The sequence below is a fragment of the Dactylosporangium sp. CS-047395 genome, from assembly GCF_050942185.1.
GTDB lineage: Bacteria > Actinomycetota > Actinomycetes > Mycobacteriales > Micromonosporaceae > Dactylosporangium.
Window position 1 is genome coordinate 6267700 of the sequence record NZ_CP192015.1, and the last position, 14291, is coordinate 6281990.

A 14291-nucleotide genomic window follows, 5' to 3' on the forward strand; every position below is an offset into this window, starting at 1 on the left:
GCCGCGCACGGGGCGAGCGTCGTTGACGGGGCCGGATCCGGTTGCGCATCCTCGGCTCGCGAGCCGGCGGCGGGCCGCGGATGCGGAGGAGCACTCATGCGCAGTTCGTGGCGGCACGGGTTGGTGGCACTGGCCGTGACGGCCGGGCTGGCGGTCGCACCCGGGGCACCGGCCGCGGCGGCGGTGACCGGCTGGACGCAGGTGTCCGCCGGCAGCGCCCACACCTGCGCGGTACGGTCCGACGCCACGCTGTGGTGCTGGGGCAGCAACGGCAACGGGCAGCTGGGCGTCGGCGACACCGCCGACCGGCGGGTGCCCACGCAGGTCAGCGGGGCCGCCTGGGCGTCGGTCGACACCGGACTGGACCACACCTGCGCACTCAAGACCGACGGCACCCGCTACTGCTGGGGCCGCAACGCCGACGGGCAGCTCGGCGTCGGCGACACCACCGACCGCGACGCACCACGCCGGCTCATCGGCGAGGCCGCGTGGCTGTCGGTGTCCGCCACGACGAACGCCACCTGCGGCATCCGTACCGATGCGACGCTGTGGTGCTGGGGCCGCAACACCGACGGGCAGCTCGGCGTCGGCGACACCACCGGCCGCATCCGGCCCGCGCAGGTCGGCTCGCAGGCGAACTGGGCGATGGTGTCCACCGCCGAGCGCATGGCCTGCGCGCTCAAAACCGACGGCATCCGGTACTGCTGGGGCGCCAACGACACCGGCCAGCTCGGCATCGGCGACACGACCGGCCGCACCGCACCCCGGCGCTGGCTCGGCGAACCGGCGTGGCGGACCATTACCAACGGCTACCCGACGGGCTGCGGCATCCGCACCGACGGCACCCTGTGGTGCTGGGGCGACAACTCCTGGTTCCAGCTCGGCACCGGCGACGCCACGACCACCGACCGGCTCACCCCCGTCATGGTGAGCAGCCGCACCAGCTGGACCCGCATCGCGATGGCGACCGGCGGCCGGCACGCCTGCGGCCAGGCCGCCGGCGTCCGCTACTGCTGGGGCCTCGGCGACCCCGCCCTCGGCGTCGGCGACCTGGCCACCCGGACGACACCCGCGGCGGTGTTCGACGGCCCCTGGACCGGCCTGTCCGCCGGGTTCAGCCACACCTGCGGCATCCGCAACACGCACCTGTACTGCTGGGGCGCGGGCGAGATGCTCGGCCTCGGCGCCGCCAAGGACGCGGCGAGCCCAGCGCTCGTCGCCTCCTGACCCCGCACCGGCCGGGGCGACCAACCCGGCGCGGAAACTCAGGCGGGTGGCGCGCCCTGGCGCCGGTCGCCGGCGGCGGCCAGGCGTCCGAGCTGCTCCTCCCAGCCCGCGCGGTGGTCGTCGAGGTGCTTCTCGGGCAGGTCCCGGTGGGTGAGCACCACCACCGTGTCCGCGCCGTCCGCGGTCAGCACCACCTCGACCGTCGAGCCGCCCGGCGGCAGTGTGTCGCTGCCGGGGATGCCCCAGCTGAACACGACCCGGTGCGGCGGTTCGACGACGCGGTACGCCCCGTCGGCCGCGATCGTGCCGAAGTCGAGGAAGAACCGGCCGCCCGGGCGCGGGTCGAGGTCGGCCTGCTCGCCGATCCACTGCACGATGAGCGCGGGGTCGGTGAAGTACGGGAAGACCACGTGCGGCGGCGCCTGGATGCGGACGGTCGCGACGATGGCGTCGCCGTGGAGCTCGGCGGTCACGGTTCCCTCTGCGGTGGCTGGGGGTGGGCGGACTCGACGGCCTGTTTGAGCCGGCCGAGGGCGTCGGGCCAGAACTCGCTCATCACGCGGCGGACCGGTTCGAGCGCTTCGTGGCGCATGGTGTACAGGCGGCGCACCCCCTCCCGGCGCTCGTGCAGCAGCCCGGCCTGTTTGAGGACGCCGATGTGCTGGCTCACCGCCTGTTGCGTGAGCGGGAACGCCGCCGCGATCTGCCCGGCGGCGAGCTCCGTGTGCTGCACCAGGCGCAGGATCTGCCGGCGGTGCGGGTCGGCGAGCGCGCGCAGTACCGCATCCGGGGCATGCTCTTTGCCTTGCACGGCCACCGGCTCAGGATCTCAGACCCGGAACGGGGTGCCCGCGCCGGTCTCGGCGTACGCGCGGATGCTGTCCATGAACTGGTCCCAGGCGACGACGCAGTCCTGCCAGCACTGCATCTGCGGGGTCAGCCCGGCGTGGCGGAACTGCACTTGCGTCCCGGTGCCGCTGGGCGCGATGTCGAACTGCATCGTCGTGCCCAGCCACTCCAGGGTGTGCCCGGTCGGCTCCGTCCCATCGACGGCGATGGACTCCCAGACCACCCGGGACGGCCCGGACTCCAGGACCCGCATGGCGTTGACGCCGTACGGGCCGAAGCTCGTCACGAGCGTGCCGCCCGCCGCGCCGTCGCCCTCGGTCGGCCCCCACCACCGGCTGACCCCGTCCGCGGACGTGAACAGCGCCGACGCCCGAGCGGGTTCGATGGGCAGGTCGAGGACCCGCGAGTAGTCGTCCATCAGAGCCTCCAAATTCCACAAGCATTCTCTTGTACAAGATGATGCTTGTGAAGTTAGCCAGCGCGGCCGGCGGCGTCAAGGGTGTGGGCGCGGGCGGCCGCATACCGTTCCCGGATCGCCGGTACGGCATCCGCTTCGTGCCGCGCAACCGGCCCGGCGTCCCACGCGGGTGGCCGCGGGCCGCCCGACACCACCCAGGCCGCCTGCCGCGCGGCGCCGTCGGCGACGTGCTCCCCCAGCGGCGGCACGAGCACCGGCCGGCCGAACACGCTGGGCGCGATCCGCCGCACCGCCGCCGAGCGGGCCCCGCCGCCGACCAGGATGATCCGGTTGACCGCCGTACCCAGCGCGACCATCGCGTCGAGCCCATCGGCCAGCGCGCACAGCATCCCCTCCACGGCCGCACGGGCGACATGCGCGGGCGTCGAGGTGCGCAGGGTCAGGCCGTGCACGGCTCCGGTCGCATGTGGACGGTCCGGGGTGCGCTCGCCCTCCAGGTACGGCACCAGCACCAGCCCGTCCGCACCGGCCGGCGCGGACAACGCCAGCGCGGACAGTTCCGCATGGTCGACGCGCAGCATGGCCGCGGCGGCGTCGAGCACGCGGGCCGCGTTGAGCGTGCAGACGAGGGGCAGGAACCGGCCGGTCAGGTCGGCGTACCCGGCGACGATCCCGCCCGGGTCGGCAACCGGCGCATCGGCCACCGTGGACACGATGCCCGACGTGCCGATCGACACCACCACGTCGCCCGGCTCGGCACCGGCCCCCAGTGCCGCCGCCGCGCAGTCGCCCCCGCCGGCCCCCAACGGCGCCCCGCTGCGCAACTGCCCGGCCCGGCCGGTCGGGCCGAGCACCTCCGGCAGCAGCACGTCATCGCGGCCGAACGCCAAACCCACCAGATCGCGCCGGTACCGTCCGGTGGCCGCCGACCAGTAGCCCGTCCCGCTGGCCTCGCTGCGATCCGTCCGCAGCGCTTCCAGCCCCGGGGCTCCGGCCAGCCGCCAGGTCAGCCAGTCGTGCGGCAGGCACACCGCGGCGGTACGAGCGGCGTGGTCCGGCTCCGCCGAGGCCAGCCAGCGCAGTTTGGTGACGGTGAAGCTGGCCACCGGTACCAGGCCGACGGCCTCGGCCCACGCCCGCCGCCCGGCCTCGCCACCGCCGAGGTCGGCGATGAGGTCACGGGCCGCACCGGCGGAGCGGGTGTCGTTCCACAGCACGGCATCGCGGACCACGCCGCCGTCCACGTCGAGGCACACCATGCCCTGCATCTGCCCGGCCACCGACGCCGCCGCCACGTCGTCCAGGCCGCCGGCCCGTTCGACCGCCGCGGCGAGGGCGGCCTCCCACGCGGCCGGCGGCACGGCGGTCCCGACCGGGTGCGGCGCCCGGCCCTCGCGCACCAGCGCTCCGGTTTCGGCGTCGCGGATCACGACCTTGCACGACTGGGTCGAGGAGTCGACCCCGGCGACGAGTGGCACCGGCCCTCCTCGACAGTTAGTTAGGAGCATTACCTAACCTGCCTCAGCAGCGGGTTGTCAAGGGATGGGACGGCGCCGTGGGGGCCGTGAACCGGGGATGGGGTTCGATCGTGGACGTGCTGAGGCCGGACAACCCCGGGGCACATGCGAAGGAGGCGAGGCCGTGGCTCGCCCGACCGACTGGGACAAGGTCGGCCTCGGATCGGACCCGACGCCGGGGGACCCGGGGCGGATCGACGAGGTCATCGCGTCCATCCGGGAGCTGGGGCAGGTCGCCCGGGACGTGGACGACGGGCTGGCCGGGGTGCTGGAGACCGCCGGGCCGAACGCGTTCGTGGGGCAGACCGCCGACGCGCTGCGGGAGAAGATCTCGGATCGGCTGCGCGGGTTCGTGCAGAGTCTCGCCGAGGCGTTCGAGTGGTCGGTCACGGCGCTCACGACCTACAACACGACGCTGCGTGACCAGCAGTGGCGGGCCGACAACGCGCTGAGCCAGGGGCGCGGGATGGCCGAGGACGATCCGGCGCGGCAGAGCCTGACCGACACCGCCAACAACGCCGGCACCGCGGTTTCCGATGCCGCCGGTACCGCATCCAGCAAGATCGTCGACGCGTACGAGCACATCAAGCAGCCCATCTCCGGCTGTGAGGAGTTCTGGGAGATCTTCAAGTGGATCGCGATCGCGCTGATCCTGCCCGCGCTCGTGTTCGGCGGACCCGTCGCCCTGGTCGCGCTCGGCGTCAACATGGTGCTGTTCATCAAGACGGCGGTCGACTTCGCCCAGGGCAAGGCCTCCGCGCTCGAGTTCTTCCTCTCCGCGCTGGGCATCCTGGCGCCGACGACCCGCGCGGTGCCGATCTTCCAGCTGATCAAGGCCGGGGCGCAGCTGGCCTGGAACGGGCTCAAGGCCGGCGCGTTCGCGGTGTTCAAGTTCTTCGGCAACACCTTCAAGGGAATCGTCTCCCACCCGTTCGTGCTGTTCCCGGGCCTGCACGACATGGTCGCGCTCAGCGGCAGCTGGGTGAAGGGCGCCGGGCTGTGGGTGCAGGCCGGCATCAAGGACCTGCCCTCGTTCATGGCGACCACCCTGAGCAAGGGCGGGCTGTTCGTCGTCAACGGCGTCAAGGGCATCGGCAACGTCGTCGCCGCCACGCCGAGCTTCCTGGCCAAGATCGGCAGCTCGACCTGGGCGTTCCTGGGCCGCGAGTTCGGCGGGAACCGGTGGCTGCGGCTGTTCCTGCCGGCCGAGGCCGACGAGCTGCACCTGGGCGTCTGGCAGGCCACGAAGCTCGCGGTGTGGGACCGCGGCGTGCTCGGCAAGCACATCTTCGGCCTGCCCAAGCCGCACCCGGTGCTGCCGGAGCGCGGGGTCGACCTGCCGTCGATCAAACTGGCCGAGCTGCGGGCCGGGGATCTGGCCGTACCGCCGCGGCTGCAAATGCCGAGAATCACGGACTTCGGCGGCCTCGGGCACCTCGGGCAGCACTTCACCCCGCCGACGATGCACATTCCGACCTCGTTCGGCGACTCGCTGCACTTCAGCGGCGACGCGGTGCGCAACCTCGACGCGCTGCTGCTCTCGCCGATGGACACGATCTCGAAGGTGCGCATCGAGGCGTGGGCGGAGCGGGCCGTCAATCCGGTGCTGACCAACGTGGACCACATCACGGGCATCAGTTCCGCGGTCCACCTCCAGCCGCCGACGGTCGCCCACCTCGCCGGAGGCACAAGCTTCTCCAGTACCGTCCACGCGCTCGACCTGCCCAACCTGCACACGCCGCCGATGGCCAACGGCGTCAACCACCTCAACACGCTGCACGCCCTGGACCTGCCGAACGTGCACGTGAACACCGCGACGAACGGCGCGATCGGCGCGCACGCGGTGACCATGCCGAACGTCCACCTGGACACTCCGGCACTGGGCAGCGTCGGCTCGCTGCACGTCGGCGCGGTCCCGCCGGCGCCGGTGCACGCCATCGACGCGATCGGCTCGGCCACGGTCACCCCGCCCGCGCTGCACCTGATGAACGGCATGCCGACCTCCGCGCTCAACGGGGCCGGGGCGCGGATCGCCGACCACACCAGCCTGGCCGTCAACGCCCAGCACGTCTCCATGGACCTCGGTACGGTCGGCCGGCACCTCGACACCCCGGCCGTCCACGTCGAGGCGCCCGCGGTCAACGCGATCGTGACACCGCCGCCGGTCACGCACCTGGTCCAGACCCCGCCGGCCATCACCCACAGCGACATCACCGCGCACGTCGGCGCCACCCCGCCGGCGGTGCACGTCAACCTGAACCCGATCGAGCGCACCCCCACCATCGGCGCCGGTCACATCGAAACGGTCGCCCACCCGGCCCCGTCCCATCCAGCGCCGATCAACGCCATCGAGACGCCGGCCTTCAACGCCGGCGCGGTCCCGACCCTCCACACCGGATCGGTTCCCAGCGTCCACACCGGATCCGTGCCGACAGTCCACACGGGATCGATCAACGCGGTGCACACCGGGAACTTCAGCCCCGCGCACATGGCCGGGGCGCCGAAGGTCGACGAGCTCGTCGTCACCGCGCCCGGGGCGGCCGTCCCGAAGACCGCCGACCGTACGCCGCCGACGGTCAACCCCGCCCACAACGCCGGCGTCGACGTTCACGCCGGGGCCGGCACGCTCGATCCGATCAGCGCGACCGCCGTCGTCGGCCTCGTCCAGACCCAGCTGGCGGGGGCCGGTCGGCTGGCCAGGGCCGAGACCGGGCTCGACAACGCCATCCACGCGGCCGGCAGCCCCGGCAAGGCGGTCAGCCTGCCGGGCAGCGGCCTCGAGGCGGCCTGGCGGCGGGACAGCGACCGGATCGGCGAGCTGTTCGGCGGCGTCGACGACCCGCTGCGCAGCAAGAAGATCGAGACGTGGGCGCAGTACCAGCGGGCCCGCAACGAGCTCGGCCGGATCGAGCAGGCCTGGAACGACCTCATGGACCGGCCCGGCGGCTCGTCGAAGGGGCCCACGGCGGTCGAGGTGCGGGCGGAGCGCACGTACGCGGCGGCCATCACCCGCGTCGACCGGATCGTGCGGGACCTGAAGACCCTCGGCGTCGACCCGGTGACGATGGACCTGCGCATCGCCGAGCTCACCGCCGAGTCGGTCAAGGCCCGTCCCCGGCTGCTCGGCGGCGGCCAGCCGTTCTCCAAGCCGGTCCCGGAGGCGTTCGACCCGCACGTCCCGCTGCGCAACGCCGACGGTTCAGCGTCCGACCTGCGGGTCGAGATCCAGCTGACGAACGGCACCGAGTCGTTCCGGGTCGTCGACGCGCTCGACGCCCCGGTCCCGCACTTCCAGGCGACGGCCCACGGCGACATGGGCTTCCAGATCACGGACCTACGCACGGGCGGCGATTTCCGCCGGTACGACGATGCCGGCAATCTGGCCGCGACCGGCCGCCCGATCCAGGGGCACCCCGGCTGGTCCCACGTCGACCCGGCGGGCGGCCAGCCGCACCTCGAAGTTCCGGCCGGGTACCAGGCGAATCCCCACGCCGTTGGATTCCAGGTCGACAACCTCACCAACGCCGGGCACTTCGAGCGGTTCGACATCCAGGGCACCCTGACCCACACGGGCCGGCCGATCCAGGGTCATCCGGGCTGGTCGCACGTCGACCACAATGGCCAGTCCCACCTCGAGGTGCCGGCCGGCTATCAGGCCAATCCGCATGCCGTTGGATTCCAGGTCGACAACCTCACCAACGCCGGGCATTTCGAACGCTTCGACATCAACGGCACGCTCACCCACACCGGCCGGCCCATCCAGGGGCACCCCGGCTGGTCGCACGTCGACCAGGTCGGCGGGCCGCCGCACCTGGAGGTCCCGGCCGGCTACCAAGCGAATCCTCACGCCGGTGGATTCCAGGTCGACAACCTCACCAACGCCGGGCACTTCGAACGCTTCGACATCAACGGCACCCTCACCCACACCGGGCGGCCGATCCAGGGCCACAACGGCTGGTCGCACGTCACGCCGACCGGCGGCGGGGCACCGCGTCTGGAGGTGCCGGGCGGGTTCCAGGTCAATCCGCACGGCACCGGGTTCCAGGTCGACGACCTCACCAACGTCGCGCACTTCGAGCGGTTCGACGTCAACGGCACCCTCACCCACACCGGGGTACGGGCCGACGGGCTCGCCGGCGCCGTCGAGCACAACCTGGTGCAGCCCGCCGGCGGGGCCTGGCACGCCGAGGACCTCGCCACCGGGGCGCAGCTCCCGCACCTCACCGTCCAGCGGCTGGCCGGCAACGACTTCCGGGTGACCGATACGCGCGGGCTGCACAACGGCGAGTACAAGGTGCACACCCCCGACGGCGCGGTCCGCTCGCAGGCGTTCAACGTGATCCGCGACGGGGCGCCGACGACCCGGCAGTTCGTCGTCGACGTGCCGGGCGGGTCGTGGCGGTTGCACGACGGCGGCGCCGCGGTACCGAATCCGGGCCCCTTCCAGCGCGGCTCCGCCGACCTCACCGGGGCCGGGAACGGGCAGATCAAGCTGCTCACCGACACCAAGGCGGAGATGTTCAACCGGCGGGTCGTGCCCGGCACGAACCAGACCCTCGACGTGTTCCGGTCCGTCGGCCACGACCTGCGCGGCGGTCAGCGTCCGCAGTGGGCGACGTTCGACCAGAACGGGGTGCTGCTCGACCACGGCATCCGGCGGTTCGACAACTCCGCGGTCCAGTGGCGCGACATCAGCCACACGGGTGCGGCAAAGCACACCATCCGCACGTCGCTCGGCGGTGGCGAGGTCATCGCGACTCGCGACGCACTCGGGCAGTGGACCTGGACGCGGCTCGACCCCAACGGCGCGCCGCTGGGCAACGGCGCGCGGACCCTGGACCTGGACGGCGGCTGGACCGACACGGTGGCGGGCGGCGGGATCGCCCAGCGCCAGTTCGGCAAGTGGCACGGGCCCGACAGCGCCGGGATGTACAAGGAGTACGACCTCGCCGGCGGCAATCCCGGGGCAACCTGGAAGTCGCAGTCGCCGCACGGCAAGGACGCCGGGAAGCTGCAGAACCTGCCCGGCGGCGGCACGCTGGAGACCGCCCGCTGGTCCGAGCAGCGCCCGCCGCAGTGGGTGCGCCGGTTCGTGACCGGGGTGCCGGACGCGGTGTTCGGCGCGCACGGCAACCAGTTCCTGCGCACCGACACGAAGTTCCAGATGTTCACGTGGACCAGGGTGGACGCCGCCGGGGTGCGCAACGACGGGTTCCGGTTCGTGTCGATGAACGAGGCCGTGTACGACGTGGCGCGGGACGGGCGCTTCGTGCGGTACCAAGGGAAGCTGGAACACGGCAACGCGCTCAGCGTCGGGCATGACCTGCACGCGCAGCCGCCGGGCGCGCACGTGCCGTGGTCGGAGGGGCCGGGCAACCTCAGCGGCACCCGGGTGTTCTTCGGTCGGGGCGCGCACGCCGACGGGCGGGTGTGGCAGGACCAGTTCATCGACGCCGGTAACGTGCGGGTGGCCCGGGCCGGGTTCGCCGACGGCTCCGTGCGCGAGTTCCAGCGGCCGCCGGCCGCCGGCAACGCCACCGGGGCGCAGGCGTCGCGGCTCGACGCGTTCGAGGCGCCGAACCGGCCGTGGGTGCAGCGCAACATTCACGGCGAGGTCGTCGGGCGCTCCGACGACTTCCCGGCGATGGCGCCCGGCGGCGGCCCGGACGTGCACGTCCAGGCGACCGGCGGGGCCACCACCCGCACCTGGACCTGGAACGACGGCACGAACTCCGGCACCCGCGACTGGGGCCGCAACTTCAACGGCCCGCACGCCACGTTCGACGACAGCTTCCGGGATTTCCAGCGCATCAACGGCGTCGACCAGCTCGTGCGGGAGCGCCGGATGGTCGACGGCGGGTCCTATGTGGACGCGTGGCGGGTCGACAACGCGGCCGGCGGGCACACCTGGGAGTGGCGGCGGGTCGACAAGCACGGCAACGTCACCGCCCCGGGCGGCGCGACCCGCGAATGGTGGCACGGCAACGCGTGGCAGGCGCAGTGGACGCCGGGCGCGGTCCGCTTCCGCGACCTGACGCCGTCGGCGGCCGGGCCGGTGCTGACCCGCGAGATCCCCGCGAGCGCCGCCGGCGACATCGCCCGGGTTCGCGAGTTCCGGGGCGGCGACCGGGGCGTGTGGAAGGAGTTCGACATGGGCGCCGTGGTCCGGGAGCGCAAGCCGCTGCCCGGGGTCGGCTTCCTGGAGACCGACGCGTGGCGGGGGCAGTGGCGGCAGTACGACAACCTCGGCAACATCGTGGCCAGCCGCGACGACGCGGGCTGGGTGCACGTGCCGGGCGTCGGGCGGGGCATGGACCTGGCCGGGCGGGAGCTGGACTACCGCGGCTGGGCGTCGGAGATCCGCGGCTGGAACCGGCGCATCCGGGAGAGCAACCGGATGGCCTGGGGCGGCGAGCTGCACGTCGGCAATCTCAACGAGGCGCTGTACAAACCGTACTGGCAGCACGCCCTGCAGAAGATCGCGCTGGAGTTCGCGCAGGAGTTCCTGCTGGAGTTCACGGCGAACCTCATCGTGAACGCGATCGTCGACGCCATCGCCGGCAAGCAGTTCAACGGCCAGGACGCGCTCAAGGCGTTCGCGAACGCGGCGGTCGGCTCGGCGGTGAAGAGCGCGGTGGGCTCGCTGATGCACGAGAACCGGTTCGGGCCGCTGCAGCGCACGGCCGACCTGAAGGCGGGCCTGGGCAACATCGACGGCGGGAAGTCCTGGTTCCGCAAGCCGATCAACCACGACAAGCACTGGAGCAACGAGTGGGCCGGCAACGAGACGGCGACCCGCTGGCGCGGCGGCACGTATGACTTCGCGTTCAACGTCCCGGTCGCCGGGCTCACCGGCTTCGTCAACGGCGCGATGAACGCCTCGGTGTTCGGCATCACCAACGCGAACGGCGACACCATCTACCTGTCCGGCGGGGCGGCGGCGTTCGACGGGCTGCTCGCGGCCGCGTCCGGCGTGACCGGCGCGGTGACCACGACGATCGGCAAGACGCTGTTCAACTCCGGCCTCGGCGGGCGGGCGTTCCACCGCCAGGGCCTGGCCGAGTTCGGGTTCCAGCTGCCGTGGAAGGTCGTCGAGAAGGTCGTCACCTCGGAGCTGCTCAAGGCATTCCGGGCCAGCGACAACCCGTGGTACTACCAACCCGGAGGCTGGGCATGACCGTCCATCTCGTGGCGCCCGGCCGCCGCGGCGCGCACCGCGACCTGGCCACGGCGCTCAGGGCGGCCGCGCCGGGCGACACGGTCGTCGTGGCCCCGGGCCGCTACCCGGAGTCGCTGCGCCTGGACAAGGCGGTCACGCTCCAGCCGGAGGCGGGCACCGGGAGCGTCGAACTCACGCCGCCGGGAGCCGAGCCGGTGCTGACCGTGACGGCCGACTGTGCGGTGCACGGCTTCACCATCGCCGGTACCAGTCCGGCGCAGGTCCTGGTGTCCACTGTGGACGGCAGCGGGCTGCTCCTGCAGAGCGTCACCGTGCACGGGGGCCGCGTCGAGGCCCGCGACGGTGCCGCCCTGCTGCTGCGGGACTGCGCCATCGAAGGAGCCAAGGGCGCCGCCCTGCACATCGCGGGCCCCGCCCGGGCCGAGGCCACCGACGTGCGCATCGGCGACGGGGCCGGGGTCGTGGTCTCCGGCGACGCCCAGTTCTCCGCCACCCGCCTGCGCCTGTTCGCCACCGAAGGCTCCGCCATCCGCCTGCGCGGCACGGCGCGGCTCGCCCTCACCGACTGCCGCATCGACCGCGCCGGGCGCACCGGCCTGCTGCTCGAGGACGCCGCCACCGCCCTCGCCGACCAGAGCAGCATCGCCGAAGCGGGGACGGCAGCGGTCCAGGTGAATGGCGCGTCGCGGGCGAAGCTGACCGAGTGCCGCATCACCGGACCGGGCGCCAGCGGCCTGGTCGTGGCCGACGACGGCGAGCTCGTCGCCGAGGACTGCACGGTCCGCGACGCCGGCGCCAACGCGCTGCTCGTCACCGGAGCGGCCAAGGCCCGGCTGACCGGCTGCCACCTCGTCGGCTCCACGTTCGGCGCGGTGCACGGGGCCGGCACCGCGGTCCTGAGGCTGGAGCGCTGCCGGGTGCTGGGCGGCGCCGAGCACGGCGTGCACGCGGCCGACGACGCCGCCGTCGAGCTGTCCGGCTGCGACCTGTCCGACCTGGCGCTCAGCGGCGTCCACGCCACCGGCCGGGCGCGACTGTCCGCACAGGACTGCCGCGTCGACGGCGCCGGCATCGGGGTGCAGCTCGCCTCGGCCGCGGCGGCGACGGTCACCAACTGCACCGTGGTACGCCCGGCGAAGGTCGGCTTCGAGGTCACCGGCACCGGCGCGGCAACGCTCGCCGACGTCACGGTCCGCGAGCCGGGCGCGGCCGGGATCGTCGTGCAGAGCGCCGCCGACGTGCGCATCGACGGCGCCACGGTGACCGGGGGCGGCGGCTCCGGCCTGGTGGTGTGGACGGGCGCGAAGCCGGTCGTGACCGGGCTGCGGGTGCACGGGGTGGCCAAGAACGGGGTCTTCGTCGCCGACGACGCCGCGGCCACCATCGAGGACTATCGCATCACCGAACCGGGGTTCACCGCGGTCCACGTCGGCGAACGCGCGACCCTTGCCGAAAAGGCGGCAGCGGTACCGGCGGAGGCTCCTACCCCGGACGAGGAGAGCCTCGACGACCTGCTCGGCGAGCTCGGCGTCCTGGTCGGCCTCGAACGCGTGAAGCGCGACGTGCACACCCTCGTCAAGCTCATGCAGACGGTCCGGATGCGCCAGGAGGCCGGCCTGCCCGCGCCGCCGCTGAGCCGGCACCTCGTCTTCGCCGGCAACCCCGGCACCGGCAAGACGACCGTCGCGCGGCTCTACGGGCGGCTCCTCAAGGCGCTCGGCCTGCTGCGCCGCGGCCACCTCGTCGAGGTCGACCGGTCCGCGCTCGTCGGCGAGTACGTCGGGCACACCGGCCCGAAGACCGCCGCCGCCGTCACCAAAGCCCTCGGCGGCGTGCTGTTCATCGACGAGGCGTACTCCCTCGTGCCCCGCTTCGGCGACGACTTCGGCCACGAGGCGATCGCGACGCTGGTGAAGATGATGGAGGACCACCGCGACGACGTGGTCGTCATCGTGGCCGGGTACCCCGACGAGATGACCCGGTTCGTCGGCGCCAACCCGGGCCTCGCCTCCCGTTTCACCCGCACCCTGCACTTCGACGACTACGACACCGCCCAGCTGGTGGCGATCGTCGAGCACCAGGCCGGCGAGCACCGCTACGAGCTCACCGGGCCCGCCACCACCGGCCTGTCCGCGTACTTCGACGCCCTGGAGCGCGGCGAGGGGTTCGGCAACGGCCGCCTCGCCCGCCAGGTGTTCCAGGAGCTGACCGAGCGTCAGGCGCAGCGCGTCGCCGAACTCGACGGCGCCGGCCCCGACGACCTCGTGCTGCTGCTGCCCGAGGACCTGCCTTCCGTGAGGAGCGACCGTGCCCCAGTCCGATGACACCTTCGCCGCCGCGTACGCGCGCAAACCGGCGACCGCGGCGCGCGGGCTGCTGCCGGACCGCCGCGTGTGGATCGCCGCCGGGGGGCTGGCCGTGCTGGCGGTCCTGGTGGCGGTACCGCTTTCGTGGAGCCGCCCCACCGATCGGCCTCAGGTGGCCGAGCCGCCGCAGTACGCCTTCCCCGCCGCGGTCACGCAGGCGGTGCCGTCGCCGAGCGCGACCACCGCCGTCCCGACGTCGCCCGCCCCGGGCAAGTCGGCCACGCCGACCGCCGCCAAGCCCCCGGCCAAGACCGGCGGTGCGGCCGCGCCGGCGACGACGAAGGCCGCCCCGACCACGGTGGGCGCCCAGGGCCAGAAGCCGCCGCCGGCCACCACGAACGCCCCCACCATCCCGGGCCGCGCCATCGTCGGCGTGCAGTCGGGCCTGTGCCTGAGCGCGAACGCGGGCAAGGACGGCAGCGCCCTGACGATCGCCCGCTGCGACGGCTCGGCGGTGCAGCACTGGGAGCAGCTCGGTGACGGCACGATCCGCACCGTGTCGCTGTGCATGGACGCCGCCTGGGCCTCCACCGACGACTACACCCAGATCCAGGTGGCCGGCTGCAGCGGCAACCAGGCCCAGCAGTGGCGCCTCAACGGCTCCAACGACCTGGTGGGCAAGCAGTCCAACAAGTGCGCCGACGTCTTCGGCGAGAAGACCGCACCCGGCAGCGCCATCAAGCTGTGGCCGTGCAACGGCAAGAACAACCAGAAGTGGTACTGGAAGTGAGCCC

The 14291-nt window shown here is 73.2% G+C and carries 8 protein-coding genes; 4 read left to right on the forward strand and 4 right to left on the reverse strand.

The features are described 5' to 3' along the window. Positions 1-96 precede the first annotated feature (96 nt). Positions 97-1227, forward strand: a complete 1131-nt coding sequence (locus tag ACQP00_RS29405; protein ID WP_433200789.1) for an RCC1 domain-containing protein — start codon at positions 97-99, stop codon at positions 1225-1227. Positions 1228-1265: 38 nt separating this feature from the next. On the opposite strand, the gene ACQP00_RS29410 is transcribed toward ACQP00_RS29405, so the two are convergent. From ACQP00_RS29410 to ACQP00_RS29425, 4 genes are read right to left on the reverse strand one after another with little or no spacing between them, the layout of a single operon-like run. Beyond that, on the reverse strand, positions 1266-1700 hold the full coding sequence (locus ACQP00_RS29410) for an SRPBCC family protein (RefSeq protein WP_433200792.1): 435 nt from the start codon (positions 1698-1700) through the stop codon (positions 1266-1268). Next, positions 1697-2044, reverse strand: coding sequence for an ArsR/SmtB family transcription factor (locus ACQP00_RS29415; RefSeq protein WP_433200795.1), 348 nt, complete (start codon positions 2042-2044; stop codon positions 1697-1699). Before ACQP00_RS29415 ends, ACQP00_RS29410 begins: the two co-directional genes overlap by 4 nt. Before the next feature lie 12 nt (positions 2045-2056). Further along, entirely contained in the window at positions 2057-2494 is a 438-nt protein-coding gene (locus ACQP00_RS29420) for an SRPBCC family protein (RefSeq protein ID WP_433200798.1), read from the reverse strand. Positions 2495-2547: 53 nt separating this feature from the next. Then, positions 2548-3972 (reverse strand): FGGY-family carbohydrate kinase, encoded by a 1425-nt coding sequence (locus ACQP00_RS29425; RefSeq protein ID WP_433200801.1) that lies wholly within the window; start codon positions 3970-3972, stop codon positions 2548-2550. Positions 3973-4135: 163 nt separating this feature from the next. Between ACQP00_RS29425 and ACQP00_RS29430 the strand changes: the two genes are divergently transcribed. The 3 genes from ACQP00_RS29430 to ACQP00_RS29440 are packed head-to-tail and all read left to right on the forward strand — an operon-like array spanning position 4136 to position 14287. After that, positions 4136-11188, forward strand: coding sequence for a hypothetical protein (locus ACQP00_RS29430; RefSeq protein WP_433200804.1), 7053 nt, complete (start codon positions 4136-4138; stop codon positions 11186-11188). Then, entirely contained in the window at positions 11185-13515 is a 2331-nt protein-coding gene (locus ACQP00_RS29435; RefSeq protein WP_433200807.1) for a right-handed parallel beta-helix repeat-containing protein, read from the forward strand. Before ACQP00_RS29430 ends, ACQP00_RS29435 begins: the two co-directional genes overlap by 4 nt. After that, positions 13499-14287, forward strand: coding sequence for a ricin-type beta-trefoil lectin domain protein (locus tag ACQP00_RS29440; RefSeq protein WP_433200810.1), 789 nt, complete (start codon positions 13499-13501; stop codon positions 14285-14287). The genes ACQP00_RS29435 and ACQP00_RS29440 overlap by 17 nt, the downstream gene beginning before the upstream one ends. Positions 14288-14291: the final 4 nt, after the last annotated feature.

Coding starts and splice junctions, on each gene's coding strand:
- ACQP00_RS29405 (WP_433200789.1), top strand. CDS start 97: ATGCGCAGTTCGTGGCGGCACGGGTTGGTGGCACTGGCCGTGACGGCC.
- ACQP00_RS29435 (WP_433200807.1), top strand. CDS start 11,185: ATGACCGTCCATCTCGTGGCGCCCGGCCGCCGCGGCGCGCACCGCGAC.
- ACQP00_RS29420 (WP_433200798.1), bottom strand. CDS start 2,494: ATGGACGACTACTCGCGGGTCCTCGACCTGCCCATCGAACCCGCTCGG.